Here is a 22408-nt window from a genome sequence, read left to right as displayed (position 1 = left end):
GGCACACGGCTCGACTCGCCGGGTCGCTCCGAGCGAACATCAATCGAAAACGGCACACGCCCCCGCCGGAGGCCCTCCGAGCCGGCGCAACGAACAGTCCCGACTCGTCAGCCTGCTCGTGCCGGCGCACCCCTCCGAGCCGGCGCAACGAACAGTCCCGACTCGGAGCGGCGCTCGCCGGCACGAGCAGCCTGACGCCGAGGGCCGCCGGATCCCGATCGCCGAGAGGCGTTCACGACCGGCGGCCGGATCCACCTCCGCAGAGACCACCGCGCCGGCAACCGAGGACTTTCCGAGATCGGAGGCGGGACCAGGCACGACCACGGCCCAAGGCGGTTCACGACCAGCGCGCCGTCCGCCTCACCGGAACTGTCCGAGGCCGGGAATCCGCCCACCACACCGGACCGGTCCTCCGGGTCGCGGATCCGTCGGACCCCCACCCCAGGCTCGATCCGCAAGCCACAGACCACAAACCCGACCGAGCCAAGCCCGAACCCACCCGGCCCGGCCGAACAGACCTGCCCGCGAAGCGCCGAAGGCCGAAGGCACCCGGAAGCCCAACCTGGGCCGCGAAGCGGCCAAAACCGAAGACCGCCTTGGAGCAGCCCGCCCTGGGCCGCACGGCATCCAAGGCCGAAGACCGCCATGGACCAGCCCAACCCGGGCCGCGCGGCGTCCAAAGCCGAGAACCGCCATGGACCAGCCCAACCCGGGCCGCGAACGCATCCGAGCCGCAAGACAGTCAAGACTCAGCTCGAACGAATCCGCAGGTGAGCACGCGGCCAGAACCGATGGCACCCCCGCCTCCGACACGCGCGGCAGCCACCCCAGCCACGCAAGATTGTGGGCGGGGAGTGCCTTTCGGAGACATCAAAAGCCTGACGGGCTCCGAAAGGCACTCCCCGCCCACAACGGCCCCACCTCGCGCGCAGCCCGGAAACACCAGGCCAAACCACGGCAGCGGGCTACTTCACCCCGGCCATGTCCATCCCCCGGAGCTCCTTCTTCAGTTCGCCGATCTCGTCCCGGATCCGCGCCGCCAGCTCGAACTGCAGCTCGCGCGCCGCCCCCAGCATCTGGTCGTTGAGATCCTGGATGAGCTGCGCGAGCTCCGCCCGGGCCATGCCCTCGCGGGCCGGGCCTGCCGACCCGCGGCCCTTGGAACGCGTCTCCGGCACCGGCGCCTTGCCCCGCGACATCTGGCGGCCTCCGCCACCGACCATCGGCCCGGCCACCGCCGAGTCGGTGTCCTCCGCCTCGCGGTAGATGTCGTCGAGGATGTCGTGGATCTTCTTGCGTAGCGCCTGCGGCTTGATCCCGTTCGCCTCGTTGTGGGCGATCTGCTTGGCGCGGCGCCGGTCCGTCTCGTCGATCGCGTCCCGCATCGACGGGGTGATCTTGTCAGCGTACATATGCACTTCGCCGGAGACGTTACGTGCGGCACGCCCGATGGTCTGGATCAGCGACCGGCCGCTGCGCAGGAAGCCCTCCTTGTCCGCGTCGAGAATCGCCACCAGCGACACCTCGGGCAGGTCGAGACCCTCGCGCAGCAGGTTGATGCCGACGAGGACGTCGTAGTCGCCCTTGCGCAGCTCCTTGAGCAGCTCGACCCGCCGCAGCGTGTCCACCTCGGAGTGCAGGTAGCGCACCCGGATGCCGTTCTCCAGGAGGTAGTCGGTGAGGTCCTCGGCCATCTTCTTGGTGAGCGTGGTGACCAGGACACGTTCGTCCCGCTCGGTGCGCAGCTGAATCTCGTGCATCAGGTCGTCGATCTGGCCCTTGGTCGGTTTCACCACGACCTGCGGGTCGACCAGCCCGGTCGGCCGGATCACCTGCTCGACGAACTCGCCCTGCGCCTGATCCATCTCCCAGGTGCCCGGGGTCGCGGAGAGGAAGACCATCTGGCCGACCCGGTCGAGGAACTCGTCGAACCGCAACGGACGGTTGTCGGCCGCGCTGGGCAGCCGGAAACCGTGCTCGATCAGGATACGTTTCCGGGAGGCGTCGCCCTCGTACATCCCGCCGATCTGCGGGATCGTCTGGTGCGACTCGTCGATGACGGTGACGAAGTCGTCCGGGAAGTAGTCCAGCAACGTGTAGGCCGGCTCACCGGGACGGCGGCCGTCCATGTGCATCGAGTAATTCTCGATGCCGTTGCAGAAGCCGACCTGACGCATCATCTCGATGTCGTACGTGGTCCGCATCCGCAGCCGCTGCGCCTCCAACAGCTTGCCCTGGCGCTCCAGCTCGGCCAGCCGCTCGGCCAGCTCGGCCTCGATGTCACGGATCGCGCGCTCCATGCGCTCCGGACCGGCGACGTAGTGCGTGGCCGGGAAGATGATCAGCTCGTCCACCTCGCGGACCACCTCGCCGGTGAGCGGGTGCAGGTAGTAGAGCTTCTCCACCTCGTCGCCGAACAGCTCCACGCGGACCGCGAGCTCCTCGTAGGCCGGGATGATCTCCAGTGTGTCGCCCCGGACCCGGAACGTGCCGCGCTGGAAGGCCATGTCGTTGCGCGTGTACTGGATGTCGACCAGCCGGCGCAGCAGCTTGTCCCGGTCGATCTCGCCGCCGACCTTCACCTGGACGGCGCGCTCGATGTACTCCTGTGGGGTGCCCAGGCCGTAGATGGCGCTGACCGTGGCCACCACGATCGTGTCGCGCCGGGTGAGCAGCGACATGGTGGCCGAGTGGCGCAGCCGCTCCACCTCCTCGTTGACCGACGAGTCCTTCTCGATGTAGGTGTCGGTCTGGGCGATGTACGCCTCGGGCTGGTAGTAGTCGTAGTAGCTGACGAAATACTCCACCGCGTTGTTCGGCAGCAGCTCGCGGAACTCCTTGGCGAGCTGCGCGCAGAGCGTCTTGTTGGGCGCGAGCACCAGCGCCGGCCGTTGCAGCCGCTCGATCAGCCACGCGGTGGTCGCGCTCTTGCCGGTGCCGGTGGCGCCGAGCAGCACGGTGTGCCGGTCGCCGCGGCGCACCCGCCGCTCCAGCTCGTCGATCGCCGCGGGCTGGTCACCGGCCGGCTGGTAGTCGCTGACTACCTCGAACCGGCCGTCGAGTCGTGGAATGTCGAGCGCCATGCACACCACCGTACGTCGGGGGTACGACAACTTTCGCCCGCCACCGGTGGGATCCGGTGCGGCCCGCGCCGTGCCGATGGTGCACATTCGACCGCACCGTGCGGCATTGTCTGGTCTTTACCGCGCCCCCTACCCTGGCGGGGTAGGCCGCTCGCGGCGGCCGACGAGCACGGTCGGGGTCACCCAACGATCCAGCCGTGCCGCACCGCGGTCGATGCGCCCCGACATCCGGCGAGCGCACCTGCGGGGGTCGCGCTCCCGAGCCGGCCGGCCGCCGCGAGCGCCGCTCCCCGCCACCGAACACCCACCGCGCCATCGAGCGCCGCTCCCCGCCACCGAACGCCCACCGCGCCATCGAGCCATCGAGCACCGCTCCACACCGCCGATCGCCCACCGCGCCATCGAGCACCGCTCCCCGCCACCGGACGCCCACCGCGCCATCGAGCCATCGAGCACCGCTCCCCGCCACCGAACGCCCACCGCGCCATCGAGCGCCGGACGTGCGTCGCGGCCCGGCCGGGACACCGGTCCACGCCGAGCGAACGCCCGGTGGAGACGACAATCCGACAGAAGCCCCCGGCGGGGCGGAGGCACCGGCACGCCCAGCCGACGACGGGCCGGCTCAGGAGATCGGCGGCTGCCAGCCGGTGGCCTCCGCCCAGTCGTCGGCCGCCCGCGCCTCCTCGTCGAACCACGGCTCCTTCGCCGCCGCGTAGCCGGTCCGGTCCGCGAACCGCAGCGCCAGCTCCGCCTTGGCCGCCGCGTAGGCGTCCCGCGCCGCCGGGACCGCCCGCAGGTGGTCACGCATCAGCAGCGCGAACCGCCAGCCCGGTGACCCGGCCACCCGCACGTGCAGGATCACCGGCCGGCCCGGGTCGGCCGAGCCGTGCATCCGCTTCGGCCAGGTCTCCCCCGGCAGCCGGCGCGCATTGTCCGCCCACTCCCCCGACCGGCGCGGGAACCCGGCCGCGGCCAGCCGGTCGGCGAGCGCGTCGGCTTCGGCCAGGGTGCGTACGGAAAGCATCAGATCGATGATGTTCTTCGCCGGCAGACCCGGCACCGCGGTGGATCCGATGTGGTGGACCTCGGCGGAGCCGATGGCGCCGCCGAGGTGCTGCCGGATCCGCGCGATCAGCCGGGCGGCCGCCTGCGGCCAGTCCGGCTCGGGCGGCACGATGCTGAGCTCGGGCGATTTGCGGGCGGGCCGGCGCAGCCGGACGTTGTGCTCGAACTCGACCAGCCGGTCGCGCCACAGCTCGTCGACCCGGGCGTGCAGGGTAGCGAGGTCGTCCTCGTTGGGCAGGAGCACGTCCGCCGCGGCCCGCCGGGTGGCGTCGTCGGCCTGCGCGCCGATCCGGGCGGCGGCCTCGGCCGCCGACATGCCACGGTCGCGCATCAACCGCCGGATCCGCATCTCCCGGTCCGCGGTGACCACGATCACCAGGTGGTACGTCGGAGCCAGCCCCGTCTCCACCAGCAGCGGTACGTCGTTGACCACGATCGCGTCGGGCGGCGCGGCCCGGACCATCTCGGCGGTGCGCGCCCGGACGCGTGGGTGGATGATCCGCTCCAGGCGACGGCGCGCCTCGTCGTCACCGAAGACCTTCGCGCCCAGGGCCGGGCGGTCCAGCTCACCCTCGGGGGTCAGCACGCCCGCGCCGAACGCCGCGACGATCTCGGCGAGCCCGTCGGTGCCCGGCTCGACCACCTCGCGGGCGAGCCGGTCGGCGTCGATGATCACCGCACCGCGCTCCGCCAGTCGTGTGGCGACGGCACTCTTGCCGGCGCCGATGCCACCCGTGAGACCGACCATCAGCATGGACTCAGTATCCCGGCACAGGACGCCGCGCGCCTCGCGGCCGCCGGTCACGACTTGGCGAAAGGCGCAAGGACGACAGTCACCCCGAATTCGCCCGGCCGGGGCGGGCACGCGACCGCGGGGACGGATCGCCCCCCGGGGGCGAGAAGCCGACCGGACGAGGAGCCGACCGGACGAGGAGCCGACCGGACGAGAAGCCGACCACGCGGGGAGCCGACCAGGCGAGAAGCCGACCAGGAGGGGAGCCGACCAGGAGGGGAGCCGGCCGGGGCGACCGCCGCGCATCCGGGGCCCACGGCCGGGAGACCGGCGCGCGTCCGCCTCGGAGCGGTCCCGGGCAGGGAAGCGAAAAGGCCGCCCCGACCTGAGGTCGGGACGGCCTTTCACGCTGTTACCGGAACAGAATCACCGGAGCAACCGGGTGACTCAGCTCTTGCCGCCGGCCAGCTTCTCGCGCAGGGCGGCGAGGGCCTCGTCGGTGGCCAGGGTGCCCGCGGGCTCCTCGGCGGCGCGCGCCGGGGCCGGCGAGCTCGACGAGGAGGAGGTCACGCCGCCGGCCGGAGCCGGGTTGAGCGCGGCGTCGGCGTCGGCCTCGCGGCTCGCCTGGACCTGCTTGGTGTGGGCCTCCCAGCGCTCGCGCGCCTCGGCGTACTGCTTCTCCCAGGCCTCGCGCTGCTTCTCGAAGCCTTCCATCCACTCGCCGGTCTCCGGGTCGAAGCCCTCCGGGTAGATGTAGTTGCCCTCGGCGTCGTAGGTCGCGGCCATGCCGTAGAGGGTCGGGTCGAAGTGCTCCTCGCCCTCGACGAAGCCCTCGTTGGCCTGCTTGAGCGACAGCGAGATCCGGCGACGCTCCAGGTCGATGTCGATGACCTTGACCAGGACGTCGGAGCCCACCTGGACGACCTGCTCGGGCAGCTCGACGTGCCGCTCGGCCAGCTCGGAGATGTGCACCAGGCCCTCGATGCCGTCGTCCACGCGGACGAAGGCGCCGAACGGAACCAGCTTGGTGACCTTACCCGGGACGATCTGGTTGATCGCGTGGGTCCGGGCGAACTGCCGCCACGGGTCCTCCTGGGTCGCCTTCAGCGACAGCGAGACGCGCTCGCGGTCCAGGTCGACGTCCAGGACCTCGACCTCGACCTCCTGGCCGACCTCGACGACCTCGGACGGGTGGTCGATGTGCTTCCAGGACAGCTCGGAGACGTGCACCAGGCCGTCCACGCCACCCAGGTCCACGAAGGCGCCGAAGTTGACGATGGAGGACACGACGCCCTTGCGGACCTGGCCCTTCTGCAGCTTGTTGAGGAACTCGGTGCGGACCTCGGACTGCGTCTGCTCGAGCCAGGCGCGGCGGGACAGGACCACGTTGTTGCGGTTCTTGTCCAGCTCGATGATCTTCGCCTCGAGCTCGCGGCCGACGTACGGCTGCAGGTCGCGGACGCGACGCATCTCGACCAGGGAGGCCGGCAGGAAGCCACGGAGGCCGATGTCGAGGATGAGACCACCCTTGACGACCTCGATGACCGAGCCGCGGACGACGCCGTCGTCCTCCTTGATCTTCTCGATGGTGCCCCAGGCCCGCTCGTACTGAGCGCGCTTCTTCGAGAGGATCAGACGGCCTTCCTTGTCCTCCTTCGTGAGGACGAGGGCTTCGATGTGGTCACCGACCGACACCACTTCCGCGGGGTCCACGTCATGCTTGATCGACAACTCGCGCGAGGGGATGACGCCCTCGGTCTTGTAGCCGATGTCGAGCAGGACCTCGTCCCGATCGACCTTGACGACGGTGCCTTCGACAATGTCGCCGTCGTTGAAGTACTTGATGGTCTCGTCGATGGCTGCGAGGAAAGCTTCCTCAGAGCCGAGGTCGTCGACGGTGACCTTGTTGGCGCTCGAGGTGGCCTCGATGCTGCTCGTCATGTGGACAGTTGCTCCGAACGGATGGATTCGTGGTGTCTCTCGCACTCGACGGAACTGCCACCGGAAGCGGCACGAGCGAACGAGACGACCAACCCAGGAGCAGTCAGATCATTGCCAGTCGATCATGCCAAGACCGGCGACCACGGAACCTGCTCCCTGCCGAGGCACACGTTCCGCGAGCGCATCGACTAGCTTACCGTGCGCATTACCACAGGTTGCAAGCCCTCCTGATGAGCGCGGCACATTGTTCGGTCGCAACCCGTCATCATGCCCGTTTTAGACTAATTCAGGGCGTGCGACGCGCCTGTCGTACCGTGGTCGGGTGACCGAGATCCCCACCATCGAGACGCCCTCGCACCGCCGCGTGACCGAGGATGAGACGCGCCACGCCAACCGTGCCTGGTGGGACCTCGACGCCGACGACTACCAGGACGAGCACGGCGCCTTCCTCGGCGACGTGGACTTCGTCTGGTGCCCCGAGCGGTTGCGCGAGGCGGACGCGGGACTGCTCGGTGACGTACGGGGAAAGAAGGTCCTGGAGCTCGGCGCCGGGGCCGCGGCCGGCGCCCGGTGGCTGCGCCTGCAGGGCGCCGAGCCGATCGCGATGGACCTGTCCGCGGGCATGCTGCGGCATGCCCGCGAGGCGGCGGACCGCAGCGGCGTACGGGTGCCGCTGGTGCAGGCGGACGCGCTCGCGCTGCCGTTCCGGGCGGCGTCGTTCGACATCGTCTGCACCGCTTTCGGCGCCATCCCGTTCGTGGCCGACTCCGCCGCCGCCATGCGCGAGGTGGCCCGGGTCCTCCGGCCCGGCGGGAGTTGGGTGTTCTCCGTCACACATCCGATGCGGTGGGTCTTCTGGGACGAGCCGGACGAGAGCGGCCTGGTCGCACGCAACTCGTACTTCGACCGCTCGCCGTACGTGGAACGCGACGAGCGGGGCCGGCTCACCTACCTGGAGCAGCACCGGACCCTCGGCGACCGGATCCGGGAGCTGGTGGGCGCCGGTTTCGTGCTGCGCGACCTGGTCGAACCGGAGTGGCCGGAGGGCCACGAGGAGACCTGGGGGCAGTGGAGCCCGCTGCGCGGCCGCCTCTTCCCCGGCACCGCGATCTTCGTCTGCGACCTGCCCGCGCACTGAACGGCGGCCGGGGCTTTCCGGCCCCGGCACGTCGGCGTGACGACGGCTGGACTTCCCGGCCCGGCACGCCTACGCGACCGCGGCCGGACTTCTCGGCCCCGGCACACCTGCGCGGCGGCGACCCTACTCCTCAGCCCCCGGCACACCTGCGCGGCGGCGACCCTACTCCTCAGCCCCCGGCACACCTGCGCGGCGGCGACCCTACTCCTCAGCCCCCGGCACACCTGCGCGGCGGCGACCCTACTCCTCAGCCCCCGGCACACCTGCGCGGCGGCGCCCGGCGGGCGGTTTTTCCGGTCCGGGGCCGGGTATCCGCGACTGATGGCGAAAGACGAGCTGAAGAAGGGCGACCAGGTCACCTGGCGCAGCCACGGCGAGGACGTACACGGCACCGTGGAAGAGAAGATCACCGAGCGCACCGAGGCCGCCGGCCGCACCGTCGCCGCGTCCAAGGACGAGCCGCAGTACCGGGTACGCAGTGACAAGACCGGGCACGACGCGGTGCACAAGCCGGGGGCGTTGCGACGTGACTGAGGTGTATGAGGAGTTCCGCGCGGCGGTCAACATGAGCGCCGCCGACCTGCGCAAGTGGCTCGACAGCGAGCAGTCGCAGGCGGTCGGCCAGAAGGCGTCGGCCGGATCCGAGTCCGTGGGACACGACTCCGGCCGCAAGATCGTCGGGCTGCTCGGGAAGAAGAAGTCGGCGCTGACCGCTGACGACGAGCAGCACATGCGGAAGGTGATCGGGTACGTGCACCGCCACCTCGCTCAGCGCCCGGACGGGGACATCACCGAGACGAAGTGGCGGTACTCCCTGATGAACTGGGGCCACGACCCGCTCAAGGACTGATCAGGCGGGGGTGTGCAGCAGCCCGGCCAGCAGGATCAGGGTGGCCGGGACGGCGCGGTAGTAGACCCAGGTGCCACGGCGGTCGCTGTCGACCAGGCCCGCCTCGCGCAGGATGCGCAGGTGGTGCGAGATGGTCGGGCCGGTCAGGTGGAACGCGCCGCTGAGGTCGCAGACACAGATCTCGCCGGCCGGCGCCGAGGCGATCATCGAAAGCAGCCGGAGCCGGACCGGGTCACCGAGCGCCTTGAACATCGCCGCGAACGCCGTCGCCCTGGACGTCTCCAGCGGCGCGGCCACGAGGCCGCCGACCGCCGAGACGCCCGGCACACCGCGGAATCCGGCACGCACCGCGGGGGCGGCGCCGAACCCGGCGTCCCGGGTGGGCGGGGCAGCCGCCAGCCGGGCGCGCTCGGGTGGGACGAGCGGCGTGGTGGCGCCGGCGGCCGAGGTGGTCGAACGCGGCACGGCCGGACTTACGGTCTGCTCCATCGACATCGATCGGCTCGACATCGGTCCAGCCTCGCAGACCCGGGCAAGCCACGATGGCTCCGGGGTGCCCCGAAAGGGGTCAGGAAGACCCGAACGAGCCGGAAAGCCACCGATCATCACCCGCCCGGACGACACCCGGGCACCGGATCGCCACCGCACCGCGCCGCCGGACCAGACCGCGCCGCCGGACCACCACCGCACCGCGCCGCCGGACTCCTACCGCATCGCCGGACCGACGGACCGACGGACCGACGGACCGAAATGGATTACGCGCGCAGGCACGGACCGCGTGGTCCCGCGCGCAGGCGCGGGCCCCACGGGTGGGCCCAGGCGCGGTCCCCTTGGGCCCGCGCGTCCACGCGGCCCCCAGGGCCCGCACGGACGCGGTTCCCCCAGGCCTGCGCGGACGCGGTTCCCCCAGGGTCAGTGGTCGGCGCCGTTCCAGTCCCGGCCGTGTCCGACCGACACCTCCAGGGGCACGGCCAGCGGGTACGCCTGACCCATCTCCCGGCGGACCAGCTCCTCCAACGCCTCCCGCTCCCCCGGCGCCACCTCGAAGACCAGCTCGTCGTGCACCTGAAGCAGCATCCGCGAGGTCAGCCCGGAGCTGGTCAGCGCCGCGTCCACCTTCAGCATCGCGATCTTGATGATGTCCGCCGCGGAGCCCTGGATCGGCGCGTTGAGGGCCATCCGCTGGGCCATCTCGCGCCGCTGCCGGTTGTCGCTGCTCAGGTCGGGGAGGTAGCGGCGGCGGCCGAGGATGGTGGCGGTGTAGCCGTCCTTGCCGGCCTGGGTGACCACGGCCTGCAGGTAGTCCCGCACGCCACCGAACCGCTGGAAGTACTCCTCCATCAGGGTCCGGGCCTCGTCGGTCGAGATGGTGAGCTGGTTCGACAGGCCGAACGCGCTCAGGCCGTACGCCAGGCCGTAGTTCATCGCCTTGATCTTGCGGCGCTGGTCGGCGGTGACGTCCGCCAGGTCGACGTGGAACACCGACGACGCGGTGGCGGCGTGGAAGTCGGCGCCCGAGTTGAACGCCGCGATCAGCGCCTCGTCCTCGGAGAGGTGCGCCATGATCCGCATCTCGATCTGGCTGTAGTCGGCGGTCATCAGCTGCTCGAACCCGCTGCCCACGACGAAGGCGCGGCGGATCCGGCGGCCCTCCTCGGTACGGATCGGGATGTTCTGCAGGTTGGGGTCGGTGGACGACAGCCGGCCGGTGGCGGCCACGGTCTGGTTGAACGTGGTGTGGATGCGCCCGTCGTCGGAGACCGACTTGAGCAGCCCGTCCACGGTCGATTTGAGCTTTGCCACGTCACGGTGCCGCAGCAGGTGGGCCAGCACCGGGTCGCCGGTCTGCGCGAACAGGCTCTGCAGCGCGTCCGCGTCGGTGGTGTACCCGGACTTGATCTTCTTGGTCTTCGGCAGGTTGCGCTCGACGAAGAGGATCTCCTGCAGCTGTTTCGGCGAACCCAGGTTGAATTCGCGGCCGACCACCTCGTGCGCCGCCTGCTGGGCCGCCTTCACCTCGGCGGCGAAGTGTGCCTCCAGCTCGGAGAGGTAGTCGGTGTCCGCGGCGATGCCCTGAGCCTCCATCTCGGCGAGGACCACCGACAGCGGCTGCTCCACCTCGGCGAGCAGGCGCTGCGACTCGCCGCCGTCGCGGGACAGCTCGGCGATCAGCACGTCCGCCAGGTCGAGGGTGGCGCGGGCGCGCAGCATCACGCCCTCCTCGGCCGCGCGGTCCTCGTCGACGCCGTCGAAGGAGAGGGCGAGCTGGCCGTCGTCCGGCGTGTCGACCTTCAGCTCGCGCTTGAGGTAGCGCAGCGCGAGGTCGGTCAGGTCGTACCCGCGCTGGTCGGGTTTGGCCAGGTAGGCCGCGAGGGCGGTGTCGGTGGTGACGCCGGCGAGCCGCCAGCCGTGCGCCCGGAAGGCGAGCAGGGCCGGTTTGGCGTCGTGGATCACCTTGGGCCGCTGCGGGTCGGCGAGCCAGGCGGCGACGGCACGCTCGTCGTCCTCGTCCAGCGCGGTGGGGTCGAACCAGGCGGCCGGGCCGCTGCCGGTGGCCACCGCGATGCCGGTGACCTGGCCGGTGCCGCGCCCGAACGTGCCGGTGACGGCGACGCCGACCGGGGCGCTCGCGGCGTGCTCGGCCAGCCAGCCGGCCACCTCACCGGAGCGCAGGACCCGGCCGTCGAGGTCGAAGCCGGACTCGGCCTCCGGCTCGACCGACTCCAGGTACGAATACAGCCGCTCGCGCAGCACCCGGAACTCGAGCGCGTCGAAGAGCTGGTGGACCGCCTCGCGGTCCCAGCCGGCCCAGCGGGCGTCCTCCGGCCGCAGCGGCAGCTCCAGGTCGCAGACCAGCTTGTTGATCTCGTAGTTGCGCAGCACGTTGGCGAGGTTGGCGCGCAGGCTCTCCCCGGCGCGGCCCTTGATCTCGTCGACCCGGGCCACCAGGCCGTCCAGCCCGCCGTACTCGTTGACCCACTTGGCGGCGGTCTTGTCGCCGACGCCCGGCACGTTCGGCAGGTTGTCGCTCTTCTCCCCGACCAGCGCCGCCTTGTCGCGGTAGCGGTGCGGGGGCACGCCGTACTTCTCCTCGATCAGGGCGGGCGTCATGCGGCGCACCTCGGAGACGCCGCGCACCGGGTAGAGGATGGTGATGTGCTCGTCGGCGAGCTGGAACGCGTCCCGGTCGCCGGTGGAGATGATCACTTCCATGCCGGCGTCGCGGCCCTGGCAGGCGAGGGTGCCGATGACGTCGTCGGCCTCGTAGCCGGGTTTCTCGACCACCGGGATGCGCAGCGCCTCCAGCACCTCCTTGATCAGGCTGACCTGACCCTGGAACGGCTGTGGCGTCTCGGAGCGGCCGGCCTTGTAGTCGGCGTAGAGCTCGGTGCGGAAGGAGACCCGGGAGACGTCGAAGGCGACCACGATGTGTGTCGGCTTCTCGTCGCGCAGCATGTTGATGAGCATCGACGTGAAGCCGAACACCGCGTTGGTCGGCTGGCCGGTGTGCGTGGAGAAGTTGTCCACGGGCAGCGCGAAGAAGGCCCGGTAGGCCAGCGAGTGGCCGTCGAGCAGCAGCAGGCGGGGGGTCGTTGCGTCGTCGCTCACGTCTGGGAACTCTAGACCCGACCTCCGACAGGTTTGCCGACCGCCCCGCCCGCTTTACAGCACCTTGCTCAGGAATGCCTTGGTACGTTCCTGCTGCGGATTCGTGATGACCTCGCTCGGCGGGCCCTTCTCGACGACCACACCGCCGTCCATGAAGACGACCTCGTCGGCCACCTCCCGGGCGAAGCCGATCTCGTGGGTGACCACGACCATCGTCATCCCGTCCCGGGCCAGGCCCTTCATCACCTCGAGCACCTCACCGACCAGCTCCGGGTCCAGCGCGCTGGTCGGCTCGTCGAAGAGCATCACCTTGGGCCGCATGGCCAGGGCCCGGGCGATGGCCACCCGCTGCTGCTGACCGCCGGAGAGCTGGCCCGGGTAGTTGTCGACCTTGGCGGCCAGACCCACCCGGTCCAGCAGCGCCAGGGCGCGTTCGCGCACCTCGGACCGGTTCTCCCGCTTGACCCGGCAGGGGGCTTCCATGACGTTGTCCAGGACGGTCATGTGCGGGAAGAGGTTGAACCGCTGGAACACCATGCCGATCGCCTGCCGCTGCCGGGCGATGTCCCGCTCGTTCATCTCGTGCAGCTTGCCGCCGCGCTCGCGGTAACCGACCAGCTCACCGTCGACCAGGATGCGGCCGGCGTTGAGCTTCTCCAGGTGGTTGATGCAGCGCAGGAACGTCGACTTGCCCGACCCGGACGGGCCGAGCACGCAGCTCACCCCGCCCTGCGGCACGGTCAGGTCGACGCCCTTGAGGACCTCCAGCGAGCCGAACGACTTGTGGACGTTCTCCGCGCGGATCATCTCGGTCACAACGCACCTCCCCCGGGATTCGTCTGGGTGGTGATGCGCCCGCCCTGCTCGACCTGGAGGTCGCGGAGCCGCTGGCGGGCCTTGCCGGCCGTGCCGTACCCCTTGCCGAAGTGCCGTTCCACGAAGTACTGGACGATCATCAGCACGCTGCAGATGATCAGATACCAGATCAGGGCGGCCACCAGGCAGGGCAGGACCACGAAGGTACGCGCCTGGACCTGCTGGAGCTGGAAGAACAGCTCGCCGGTCACCGGCACGTAGGCCACCAGCGAGGTGTCCTTGACCATCGCGATGACCTCGTTGCCGGTCGGCGGCACGATCACCCGCATCGCCTGCGGCAGCACCACCCGGCGCAGCACCTGGCCGCGGGACATGCCCAGGGCCACCGCCGCCTCGGACTGCCCGGGGTCGATCGACTGGATGCCGGCCCGGACGATCTCGGCCATGTAGGCCGCCTCGGAGAGACCCAGCGCGATCATGCCGGCCACGAACCCGGCGAGCAGGTCGGTCGACTTGATGCTGAAGATCTGCCCGTCGAAGTTGTCGATCCCGAACAGGGCGCCGATCTGCTCGCCGAACGGCAGCCCGAACCCGATCCGGGTCCAGAGGATGTTCAGGTTGCCGAAGATCACCGCGAGCACCAGCCGGGGCGCGGCCCGGAAGAACCAGGTGTACGCCCAGGCGACGGTGGAGAGCACCCGGTTCGGCGAGAGCCGCATGATCGCGACCACGATGCCGAGCACGATGCCGATCAGCATGGAGAACAGGGTGAGCAGGATGGTCCCGCGCAGGCCCTCCAGGACCGGCTCGGTGAACATCACGCCGCGCTTGCCCTCGGCGTACGACAGGAAGATGAACGACCAGCGGAACCCGGCGTTCGTCAGGATCAGGTGCAGGAACATGGCGACCAGCACCGCCAGCACGGCGATCGCCACCCACCTGCCGGGGTGCCGGACGGGCACGGCCTTGATCGCCTCAGGCCGTGCCCGCTCGGTTGTCGGTTGCGTCATGCCGGGACGATCAGGCGGCCGGGTTCACCGCGGGCGCGGTGATCGCACCGGCGCCGACGCCCCACTTGTCGAGGATCGTCTTGTAGGTGCCGTCGGCGATGAGCGCCTTGACGGCCTCGGCGATGACGTCCGCGAACTCGGTCTGCTTCTTGTCCACGGCGTAACCGTACGGCGCGGAGTCGTAGATGTCGCCGAGCAGGGCGAGCTGGCCGTTGGTCTGCTTCACCGCGTACGCCACGATCGGCGAGTCGGCCAGCATGGCCTCGTCCTTGCCGGTGACCACGGCGTTGGTGGCGTCCGACTGCTTCTGGTACTGGTCGATGGTGATCTTCGGCTTGCCGGCCTCGGTGCACTTCTTCGACCGCTCGGCGATGTCGTCGGCCTGCACGGTCGCGGTCTGCACGGCGATCTTCTTGCCGCACGCGTCGTCCGGGTTGAGCGTCGAGCCGGTCTTGGCCGCCCACTGGGTGCCCGCGGAGAAGTAGGAGATCATGTTGACCTCCTTCAGCCGGTCCGGGTTGATCGTGAAGGAGGAGACACCGACGGTGTACTTCCCGGTGCTGACGCCCGGAATGATGCTGTCGAACGTCGCGGACTGCCACTCGGTGGTCAGGCCGAGCTTCTGGCCGACCGCGTTGAACAGGTCCACGTCGAAGCCGATGACGGTCTTGCCGTCGGTGTCGATGAACTCGCTCGGCGCGTACGTCGAGTCGGTGCCGACGACCAGCTTGCCGGCGGCCTTGATGTCGGCCGGAACCTTGTCGGCGAGCGAGGTGTCAGCGGCGGCGCTGGGCGCGGTGCCGGCGCCGGTGCTGGTGTCGGACTCCTCGCCACATGCGGACAGCGACACGGTCAGCGCCGCCGCGACGGCCACGCCGAGGATCGCCCGCCGGCCGGGGGTGATGCGGAACATGGGTACTCCTAGAGGGGTTTGCAGAGCGAAGATTAGGCGACGCCGAGGTAGGCGTCCTTGACGGCGGGGTCGTGCAGCAGCTCCTGCCCGGTGCCCTCCTTGACGATCCGGCCGGTCTCCAGCACGTAACCGCGGTGCGCCCGGGACAGCGCCTGCTGCGCGTTCTGCTCGACCAGCAGCACCGTGGTGCCCTGCTGGTTGATCTCGACGATGATGTCGAAGATCTGCTGGATCAGCATCGGGGCGAGGCCCATCGAGGGCTCGTCGAGCAGCAGCAGCTTGGGCCGGCTCATCAGCGCCCGGCCGACCGCGAGCATCTGCTGCTCGCCGCCGGACATCGTGCCGCTGACCTGCTTCTCCCGCTCCTTGAGGCGGGGGAACAGGGTGAACGCCCGCTCCATGTCCTCGTTGATCTCGGTTCGGTTGCGCCGGGTGTAGGCGCCCATCTCCAGGTTCTCCCGCACGGTCATGCCCGGGAAGATGCCCCGGCCCTCGGGCGACTGGGACACCCCGCGCACCACCCGCAGGTCGGCGCGCAGCTTGGTGATGTCCTCGCCGTCGAAGACGATGGAGCCCTGGGCCACCGGGCGCAGCCCCGAGATGGCCCGCATGGTGGTCGACTTGCCGGCGCCGTTCGCGCCGATCAGCGCCACGATCTCACCCTGGCCGACGGTCAGGCTGATGCCGTGCAGGGCCTGGATCCGCCCGTACAGCAGCGTGATGTCCTTCAGCTCAAGCAGCATCGGTCGGCACTCCCAGGTAAGCGGCGATGACCGCCGGGTTCTCACGCACCTCGGCCGGAGTGCCCTCGGCGATCTTCTTGCCGAACTCCAGCACCACGATCCGGTCGGTCACCCCCATCACCAGGCGCATGTCGTGCTCGATCAGCAGGACGGTGACGCCGGTGTCCCGGATCTTGCGGATCAGGTTGAGGAGGTCCTCCTTCTCCGCCGGGTTGAAGCCGGCGGCCGGCTCGTCCAGGCAGAGCAGGGTGGGGTTGGTGGCCAGCGCCCGCGCGATCTCCAGCCGCCGCTGCTCGCCGTACGAGAGATTACGGCTCACCTCGCCGGCGCGGTGCTCGATGCCGACGAACCGCAGCAGCTCCAGCGACTTCTCGCGGCCCTCGCGCTCCTCGCGCCAGAACCGCGGCAGGCGGAACAGCGCGCCGAGCACGCTGGTCTTGAAGTGGGCGTCGGCGCCCACCATCACGTTCTCCAGCGCGGTCATCTCGGGGAAGAGCCGGACGTTCTGGAAGGTCCGGCCGATCCCGCTGCGGGTGATCTCGTGCTTCTTCTTACCGACGATCGACTGGCCCTGGAACCGGATGGCCCCGCTGGTCGGCCGGTACACCCCGGTCATCGCGTTGAAGCAGGTGGTCTTGCCGGCGCCGTTCGGGCCGATCAGACCGAAGATCTCGCCCTTGCGCAGGGCGAAGCTGACCCCGTCGAGCGCCACCACGCCGCCGAAGCGCAGGGTGACGTCGTCCATCTCCAGCAGGACGTCGCCGGCCGCCTCGGGGGTGGGCCGCGACTCGGGGGCCGAGCCGCTCGGCGCCGGCTCGTCGACCGGCCGTTCGTTCGCCCGGTCCAGTTCCTCGGGCGTTTCGATGTGCGGCTCGCTCACTGCGGAGCCACCTCCTTCTGCCGGTCCTTCAGCTCCATCGCGCGGCGGCGGCTCGGGATGAGGCCCTGCGGCCGCAACACCATGATCAGGATGATCGCGGCGCCGAAGATCGCGAACCGGTACTCGTAGAGGTCCGTGTCGCCGAATTCGATGCCCCGGAGCCGGTCCGGGATGTACGAGATGAGCGCGCCGCCCAGGATCGCGCCGGCGATGTTGCCGGAACCACCCATCACGACGCCGGCCAGCACCAGGATGGAGAACTGCAGCTGGAACGTCGCCGAGTTGATGAAGTTCTGGTTGCCGGCCCAGATGATGCCGCCCAGGCCGCCGATGAACGCGCCGATCGCGAACGCCCACAGCTTGTACTTGATGGTGCGCACGCCCATCAGCTCGGCGGCTTCCTCGTCCTCCCGGATGGCCAGCCAGGAGCGGCCGACCCGGCTGCGGTCGAGGTTCCGGACGCCGACGATGACCAGCAGGATGACGGTCAGCCCGAGCCAGAAGTACGGGGTCGCGTCGGCCACCCCGAAGATCGGCTTGCCGTCCGAGCCCTGCCCCGGCGGGTGCGGGATGCTGCTGAACCCGCGCTCGCCGCGCAGCACCTCGGTGCTGGTGGCCACGATCCGGATGATCTCGGCGAAGCCCAGCGTCACGATCGCCAGGTAGTCACCGCGCAGCCGCAGCGTGGGCCAGCCCAGCAGGACACCGGCCAGCATGGTCACGGCCAGCGCGATCGGGATCGACGCGAGCCACGCCCACTCGGTGTGCAGGATGCTGTCCGGCGAGGTCAGCAGCGCGGTCACGTACGCGCCGACGGCGAAGAAGCCGACGTACCCGAGGTCGAGCAGGCCGGCGAAGCCGACCACGACGTTCAGGCCCAGCGCGAGCAGCACGTAGTACGACATGTTGAACAGCGCGCTCGGCCAGTCGATACCCTGCGTCACGATCTGCGGGCCGATCACCGGGATCGAGCCGACGTAGGGCAGCAGGTACCCCGCGACGACGAACAGCGCGACCAGCGCCAGCCGGACCGGCAGCGGCTGCCGGCCGAGCCAGCCGCGGACCGCGCCGCCGTTGCGCTTGTCAGTGGCGACACTCATGCCCGGGCCCTCCCCAGAGACTCACCCAACAGGCCGGTCGGGCGGAACAGCAGAATCAGCACCAGCGCGACGAACGAGGCCGCGTGCAGCCACTCCGAGCCGAGCAGGCTGGCCGCGTAGTTCTGCAGCAGGCCGAGCAGCAGGCCGCCGAGCAGCGCCCCGCGCAGGTTGCCGATGCCACCCAGCACCGCGGCGGTGAAGGCCTCGATGCCGAGCAGGAAGCCGGCGTCGAACTTGGTGGCGCCGATCTTCAGGTCGTACATCACCGCGGCGATGCCGGCCATCAGGCCGCCGATCAGGAAGACCAGCGAGATCACCCGGGACTTGTTCACGCCCATCAGGGCGGCCGCGTCCGGGTTCTGCGCCACGGCACGGATGCCGCGGCCCAGCCGGGAGCGGTTGATGAACCGGTCCAGGGCGAACATCATCACCAGCGCCAGCACGATGATGAGGATCTGCAGGTTGGTGATGTGGGTGTTGCCGAAGGACACCACGTCCTTCTGCACGATCAGGGGCGGGACACCGCGCTGGTTGCGGTCGGTCAGCACACCGACCACCTCGGAGATGAACAGCGAGGCGCCGATCGCCGTGATCAGGAAGGCCAGCGGCGGGGCGTTGCGCCGCCGCAGCGGGCGGTACGCCACGAGCTCGACCGCCAGCGCGGTCACCCCGGACGCGACGATGGCCGCGAGCAGGCCGATCGCGAGATAGCCCAGGACACCGAGCAGTCCCGGGGTCGCGGAGTTCTGGTCCAGGCCGAAGAAGCCCCAGACGATGAGGCAGGCGAAGGTGCCGACGAGGAAGACCTCGGAGTGGGCGAAGTTGATCAACCGGAGGACGCCGTAGACCAGGGTGTAGCCGAGAGCGAACAGGGCGATGATGGCGCCCTGTGCCAGGCCGGTGATCGTCAGCGGCCCGAAGTCTTGAATCAGACCGGAGAAATTCACAAGGGGGCTCCAAAACGACGAGGTCGGTGCGGCCGGAGATCATCCGGCCACACCGTCCCTACAGAGGGTTACCGCCTGGCGGGCGTCAGGAAGTCTTGATCTCCTGGTCCGCCTTGGTGTCGCCCGACGCGTCGAACTTGAACGCCCACACCTTGATCAGGGTGGGGTCGAGCTCCCCCTCGGGCGTCCACTTATACGTGTTCGCGATGCCCTTGTAGTTCACCGTCGACAGGTAGTTGTTCAGCTTCTCCGGGGTCGTGTTGCCCGCCTCGATGCCCTGCAGGAAGATGTTCGCCGCGTCGTAGGCCACGTCCGAGTAGGTACCGGCGGCGACGTTCCACTTGGCCTTGTAGGCGTTGTTGAAGTCCTGGCCGGCCTGCTCCGGCGGGGAGCACGGGCAGGTCACGACGGTGCCGACCGCGGCCGCGTTGCCGGACGCCTTGGCCAGGCCCTGGTCCTTCATGCCGTCGCCGCCGAGCAGGGTGCCCTTCCAGCCCGCCGCGGTCAGCTGCTTACGGATCAGACCCGCGTTGGTGTAGTAGCCACCGTAGAAGAGCGCGGTCGCGCCGCTGGACTTGACCTTCTGCACCAGCGCGGAGAAGTCGGTCTGCTTGCCGTCGCCCTCGGTCTTGTCGCTGTTGACCACGGCGGCGCCGAGCTTGCTCTTGACCACGTCGGCCAGGCCGGCGCCGTACGCCGACTGGTCGTCGGCCACGAAGACCTTCTGGGCCTTCAGGACGTCCTTGATGTACGCCGCCGCGGCCGGGCCCTGCGCGTCGTCGTTGGCGACCGCGCGGTGGAAGACCTTCCAGCCCTTCGACGCCAGCGAGGTCCGGGTCGCCGACGGGGTGATCGTCGGGATGCCGGCCTCGGCGAAGATCGGGTCGGCGGCCTCGGACTCACCGGAGAACGGCGGGCCCACGATGCCGAGGACCTTCTTGTCGGCCACCAGGCTGCGGGCCACACCCGGCGCCACCTCGGCCGCGCCCTGCGAGTCGAACTTGGCGACCTCGATGCAGGTCGAGCCCTTCTTCTCGTTGAACTGGTTGACGGCCAGCTCGAAGCCCTGCTCGATGTTCACACCGAGGTTCGCCGCCGATCCGGTGAGCGCGCCGAAGAACGCCAGCTTGTAGCCGCAGTTCGAACCTGACGCTGTGTCGCTGCTCGTATCCTTGTTACAAGCTGCAGTACCGGCCAGCAGCCCGATCAGGGCGACACCGCCGATCGCACGCGCGAAGACCTGCTTCAAGGTTGGAACCCTCCTCATAACCGAACCCACCGGGCCACCGTGCGCCAATTGGCCCTTGCGCGCCCTCACACGACGCACGTCGCCCGTCATGGGGCCGGACGCTATCCCACATGCCGAGCCGGAGGATAGGGGCCGGTCAGGCTTTCATCGAACCGTTACAAGCAGTGACGCCTTGCGCGAGGAGAGTGTTACCAACGTCGTCCTGTCAAGATCAGTTCGGCTGACCCGCGGTCAACTGGCGCCGGTGACCCCGCCGGACTCCTGACTCTCGGCCAGGATCCGATCGGCCACCTCACGCATCGTCATCCGGTGGTCCATCGCGGTGCGCTGGATCCACTTGAACGCCTGCGGCTCGGTCATCGCGTACTTCGTCATCAGCTCGCCCTTGGCCCGCTCCACCGACTTGCGGGTCTCCAGCCGGTCGGTGAGACCGGCCACCTCGGACTCCAGCGCGGCGATCTCGGAATACCGCGACAGTGCGATCTCGATGGCCGGCACCAGATCGGACTTCTGGAACGGCTTCACCAGATAGGCCATCGCGCCCGCCGCGCGCGCCCGCTCCACCAGATCGCGCTGACTGAAAGCGGTCAGGATCACCACCGGCGCGATCCGTCCGCCGGCGATCCGCTCGGCGGCGGCCAGGCCATCCATGATCGGCATCTTGATGTCCAGGATCACCAGGTCCGGCTTCAGCTCCTCGGCCAGCCGGACGGCGGTCTCACCATCCCCCGCCTCGCCGACGACGTTGTAGCCCTCCTCGACGAGCATCTCGGCGAGGTCCAACCGGATCAGGGCCTCGTCCTCGGCGATGAGCACCCGCCTGCGCTCGGCACCAGCCTGCGTGTCGGCCACGGAACCTCTTCCCCCAACCCTCTGCGTCGCGACACCCCGTATCTGGGTGTCACCCTCCTCAGCGTAGTGGGTAGGCTGTCTCTCGCTGAGGTTGGCATCACCGCTTCCAACGGTGCGGCCGATCCGCCTGTCCCCGTAGACCAATCGGCAGAGTCGATGGACTCAAAATCCATTCAGTGTGGGTTCGAATCCCACCGGGGACACCAGCGACACCATCGCGCACCACCCTGGGCAGTACCGCATTCACCGGCAACCATGCGGTGACGTCGGCCACAGGCGCCCGAGACATTCACGCACGTCAGTGCCGGTGCGGGCGTCGCCGGGAAGCCGGCTGCGCCGCCCGCGAGGCTGCGCTGCGACAGGCGTGCCCGGTCCGGCTCCGGCGGTTTCCCGGTCCGCTGACGACGGCGTACGAAAAAAGGTTCGCACACACCGCCCGGCTCGCCGGGCAATCTGGGCGAACGCCCCGCCACCACCTGCCCCGGATGCTGTCATGGCAGGGACAGCATCAGCGGGAGGCCTCATGTTGTGGTCCGGTTCTTCGCCACTGACCGTCACGCGCGCAGGCATGTGGGGATTCCTGATGTTCGCGGGGGCCGCCTGGCTGGTCATCGGCTGGAGCGTGCTGCGGCTGGAGCCGATCGACGTGACCCGGGTGGCCGGACCGATCGTGCTGTTCGGCGCGGTGTGCGAGGCGCTGCGCGCGCTGGCCGGCACCCGCACCTGGTGGCTGAACGCCGGTCTGGCCGTGCTGTTCACCGCCACCGGCGTGATCATGCTGGTCAGCGACGATTCCGGCTACACCACCACGGCCTCGCTGATCGGCTGGTACCTGCTGGTCCGCGGCGCGGTCGACGTGGCCGTGGGGATCATGACCCGCGGCTCGGACCGGGTGTGGAGCCTGCTCGTGACGGTCGGGGTGCTGGAGACCGGGCTGGGCTTCGTGTCCGCGAGCCCGTCGGCCCGCGGCGCGCAGACCGTGGTGGTGATCCTCGGCGGACTCGGCGTGCTGCGCGCGGTGGCCGACCTGGTGACCGCGCTGCGGCTGCGCGAGATCGCGGCGAAGGGCCGCGACGTGCTGGAACTGCCGCCGGAACGGGCCACCGGACTGGCCGGATACTCCGCCGGCCGCACCGACTTCGAGGGCGTGAGCCGCAAACCCGCCAAGCACCGGGCCCGGGACACCGGGGCCGCCGCGGCCACCGCCGAGCCGCCCCGCGAGTCGTTCCACGACCGGGTGGTCCGGACCACCGCGGATCTGGACGCGATGCTGGCCCAGGCCGGGATCACCGGCCCCCGGGCGGGCGCCCGCACCGGCCGGGACGCCCGGGATCTGCCGCCGGTGCCGGACAGCCCGGCGGGCATCGAGAATGCCCCCGCAGGAAACGCCGCCCGGCCGGAACCTCCGGCCGGCGGTCATTAGAAGGTCCTGTCCCCGGCCCCGCCGGAGGTGGATCCGTCAACGGCCAGTCGCCAGGC

At 70.0% G+C, this 22408-nt stretch carries 18 protein-coding genes and 1 tRNA gene; 5 read left to right on the top strand and 14 right to left on the bottom strand.

Annotated features, from left to right (window positions below):
• Positions 1-965: 965 nt before the first annotated feature.
• The 3 genes from uvrB to rpsA form a co-directional block, all read right to left on the bottom strand.
• Positions 966-3083, bottom strand: coding sequence for an excinuclease ABC subunit UvrB (uvrB, locus tag ACTEI_RS08530; RefSeq protein ID WP_122977149.1), 2118 nt, complete (start codon positions 3081-3083; stop codon positions 966-968).
• A gap of 622 nt (positions 3084-3705) precedes the next feature.
• Positions 3706-4902 (bottom strand): dephospho-CoA kinase, encoded by a 1197-nt coding sequence (coaE, locus tag ACTEI_RS08525; protein ID WP_122981999.1) that lies wholly within the window; start codon positions 4900-4902, stop codon positions 3706-3708.
• Between the two features lie 426 nt (positions 4903-5328).
• Positions 5329-6822, bottom strand: coding sequence for a 30S ribosomal protein S1 (gene rpsA, locus ACTEI_RS08520; protein WP_122977148.1), 1494 nt, complete (start codon positions 6820-6822; stop codon positions 5329-5331).
• A 304-nt stretch (positions 6823-7126) separates the two neighbouring features.
• On the opposite strand from rpsA, the gene ACTEI_RS08515 reads away from it, so the two are divergent.
• The 3 genes from ACTEI_RS08515 to ACTEI_RS08505 all read left to right on the top strand — a co-directional run bounded on the left by ACTEI_RS08515 (position 7127) and on the right by ACTEI_RS08505 (position 8810).
• The gene (locus tag ACTEI_RS08515; protein ID WP_372443228.1) at positions 7127-7960 is read left to right on the top strand and encodes a class I SAM-dependent methyltransferase; all 834 of its coding nucleotides are present in this window, start codon (positions 7127-7129) and stop codon (positions 7958-7960) included.
• Between the two features lie 321 nt (positions 7961-8281).
• Positions 8282-8494, top strand: a complete 213-nt coding sequence (locus tag ACTEI_RS08510) for a hypervirulence associated TUDOR domain-containing protein (RefSeq protein ID WP_122977146.1) — start codon at positions 8282-8284, stop codon at positions 8492-8494.
• A complete protein-coding gene (locus ACTEI_RS08505; RefSeq protein ID WP_239082249.1) occupies positions 8487-8810 on the top strand; it encodes a DUF3140 domain-containing protein in 324 nt (107 codons plus the stop codon). Before ACTEI_RS08510 ends, ACTEI_RS08505 begins: the two co-directional genes overlap by 8 nt.
• On the opposite strand, the gene ACTEI_RS08500 is transcribed toward ACTEI_RS08505, so the two are convergent.
• The 11 genes from ACTEI_RS08500 to ACTEI_RS08450 form a co-directional block, all read right to left on the bottom strand.
• A complete protein-coding gene (locus tag ACTEI_RS08500) occupies positions 8811-9137 on the bottom strand; it encodes an ArsR/SmtB family transcription factor (protein ID WP_372443227.1) in 327 nt (108 codons plus the stop codon).
• Positions 9138-9722: 585 nt separating this feature from the next.
• On the bottom strand, positions 9723-12419 hold the full coding sequence (gene polA, locus ACTEI_RS08495; RefSeq protein WP_122977144.1) for a DNA polymerase I: 2697 nt from the start codon (positions 12417-12419) through the stop codon (positions 9723-9725).
• A gap of 54 nt (positions 12420-12473) precedes the next feature.
• Positions 12474-13226: an amino acid ABC transporter ATP-binding protein gene (locus tag ACTEI_RS08490; RefSeq protein WP_122981997.1), complete on the bottom strand. Its 753-nt coding sequence runs from the start codon at positions 13224-13226 to the stop codon at positions 12474-12476.
• Between the two features lie 5 nt (positions 13227-13231).
• Positions 13232-14245, bottom strand: a complete 1014-nt coding sequence (locus tag ACTEI_RS08485) for an amino acid ABC transporter permease (protein WP_122977143.1) — start codon at positions 14243-14245, stop codon at positions 13232-13234.
• A 10-nt stretch (positions 14246-14255) separates the two neighbouring features.
• A complete protein-coding gene (locus ACTEI_RS08480; protein ID WP_122977142.1) occupies positions 14256-15158 on the bottom strand; it encodes an ABC transporter substrate-binding protein in 903 nt (300 codons plus the stop codon).
• A gap of 32 nt (positions 15159-15190) precedes the next feature.
• On the bottom strand, positions 15191-15901 hold the full coding sequence (locus ACTEI_RS08475; RefSeq protein WP_122977141.1) for an ABC transporter ATP-binding protein: 711 nt from the start codon (positions 15899-15901) through the stop codon (positions 15191-15193).
• Positions 15891-16646 carry an ABC transporter ATP-binding protein gene (locus tag ACTEI_RS08470; protein WP_122981996.1) on the bottom strand — a complete coding sequence of 252 codons (756 nt, stop codon included), beginning with the start codon at positions 16644-16646 and terminating at the stop codon, positions 15891-15893. Before ACTEI_RS08470 ends, ACTEI_RS08475 begins: the two co-directional genes overlap by 11 nt.
• A 131-nt stretch (positions 16647-16777) precedes the next feature.
• The gene (locus ACTEI_RS08465; RefSeq protein WP_122977140.1) at positions 16778-17881 is read right to left on the bottom strand and encodes a branched-chain amino acid ABC transporter permease; all 1104 of its coding nucleotides are present in this window, start codon (positions 17879-17881) and stop codon (positions 16778-16780) included.
• Entirely contained in the window at positions 17878-18828 is a 951-nt protein-coding gene (locus ACTEI_RS08460) for a branched-chain amino acid ABC transporter permease (RefSeq protein WP_122977139.1), read from the bottom strand. The genes ACTEI_RS08465 and ACTEI_RS08460 overlap by 4 nt, the downstream gene beginning before the upstream one ends.
• Positions 18829-18913: 85 nt before the next feature.
• A complete protein-coding gene (locus tag ACTEI_RS08455; RefSeq protein WP_122977138.1) occupies positions 18914-20077 on the bottom strand; it encodes a branched-chain amino acid ABC transporter substrate-binding protein in 1164 nt (387 codons plus the stop codon).
• A gap of 231 nt (positions 20078-20308) precedes the next feature.
• Positions 20309-20929 carry an ANTAR domain-containing response regulator gene (locus ACTEI_RS08450; protein WP_122977137.1) on the bottom strand — a complete coding sequence of 207 codons (621 nt, stop codon included), beginning with the start codon at positions 20927-20929 and terminating at the stop codon, positions 20309-20311.
• Positions 20930-21058: 129 nt separating this feature from the next.
• Here ACTEI_RS08450 and ACTEI_RS08445 point away from each other — a divergent pair.
• Both ACTEI_RS08445 and ACTEI_RS08440 read left to right on the top strand, forming a co-directional pair.
• A tRNA-Leu gene (locus tag ACTEI_RS08445) sits at positions 21059-21135 on the top strand.
• 377 nt (positions 21136-21512) lie between these two features.
• Complete coding sequence (locus ACTEI_RS08440; RefSeq protein ID WP_239082248.1) at positions 21513-22352, top strand: HdeD family acid-resistance protein; 840 nt, start codon at positions 21513-21515, stop codon at positions 22350-22352.
• The last annotated feature ends 56 nt before the right edge of the window (positions 22353-22408 follow it).

The sequence above is a fragment of the Actinoplanes teichomyceticus ATCC 31121 genome (assembly GCF_003711105.1).
GTDB classification, from domain to species: Bacteria; Actinomycetota; Actinomycetes; order Mycobacteriales; family Micromonosporaceae; genus Actinoplanes; species Actinoplanes teichomyceticus.
This window is presented reverse-complemented; position numbering and strand designations above follow the sequence as displayed.

Bases quoted from the DNA above. Each gene is read 5' to 3' on its own strand.
- uvrB (WP_122977149.1), bottom strand. From the start codon at position 3,083: ATGGCGCTCGACATTCCACGACTCGACGGCCGGTTCGAGGTAGTCAGC.
- coaE (WP_122981999.1), bottom strand. From the start codon at position 4,902: ATGCTGATGGTCGGTCTCACGGGTGGCATCGGCGCCGGCAAGAGTGCC.
- rpsA (WP_122977148.1), bottom strand. From the start codon at position 6,822: ATGACGAGCAGCATCGAGGCCACCTCGAGCGCCAACAAGGTCACCGTC.
- ACTEI_RS08510 (WP_122977146.1), top strand. From the start codon at position 8,282: ATGGCGAAAGACGAGCTGAAGAAGGGCGACCAGGTCACCTGGCGCAGC.
- ACTEI_RS08490 (WP_122981997.1), bottom strand. From the start codon at position 13,226: ATGATCCGCGCGGAGAACGTCCACAAGTCGTTCGGCTCGCTGGAGGTC.
- ACTEI_RS08485 (WP_122977143.1), bottom strand. From the start codon at position 14,245: ATGACGCAACCGACAACCGAGCGGGCACGGCCTGAGGCGATCAAGGCC.
- ACTEI_RS08480 (WP_122977142.1), bottom strand. From the start codon at position 15,158: ATGTTCCGCATCACCCCCGGCCGGCGGGCGATCCTCGGCGTGGCCGTC.
- ACTEI_RS08475 (WP_122977141.1), bottom strand. From the start codon at position 15,901: ATGCTGCTTGAGCTGAAGGACATCACGCTGCTGTACGGGCGGATCCAG.
- ACTEI_RS08470 (WP_122981996.1), bottom strand. From the start codon at position 16,646: ATGGACGACGTCACCCTGCGCTTCGGCGGCGTGGTGGCGCTCGACGGG.
- ACTEI_RS08465 (WP_122977140.1), bottom strand. From the start codon at position 17,881: ATGAGTGTCGCCACTGACAAGCGCAACGGCGGCGCGGTCCGCGGCTGG.
- ACTEI_RS08440 (WP_239082248.1), top strand. From the start codon at position 21,513: ATGTTCGCGGGGGCCGCCTGGCTGGTCATCGGCTGGAGCGTGCTGCGG.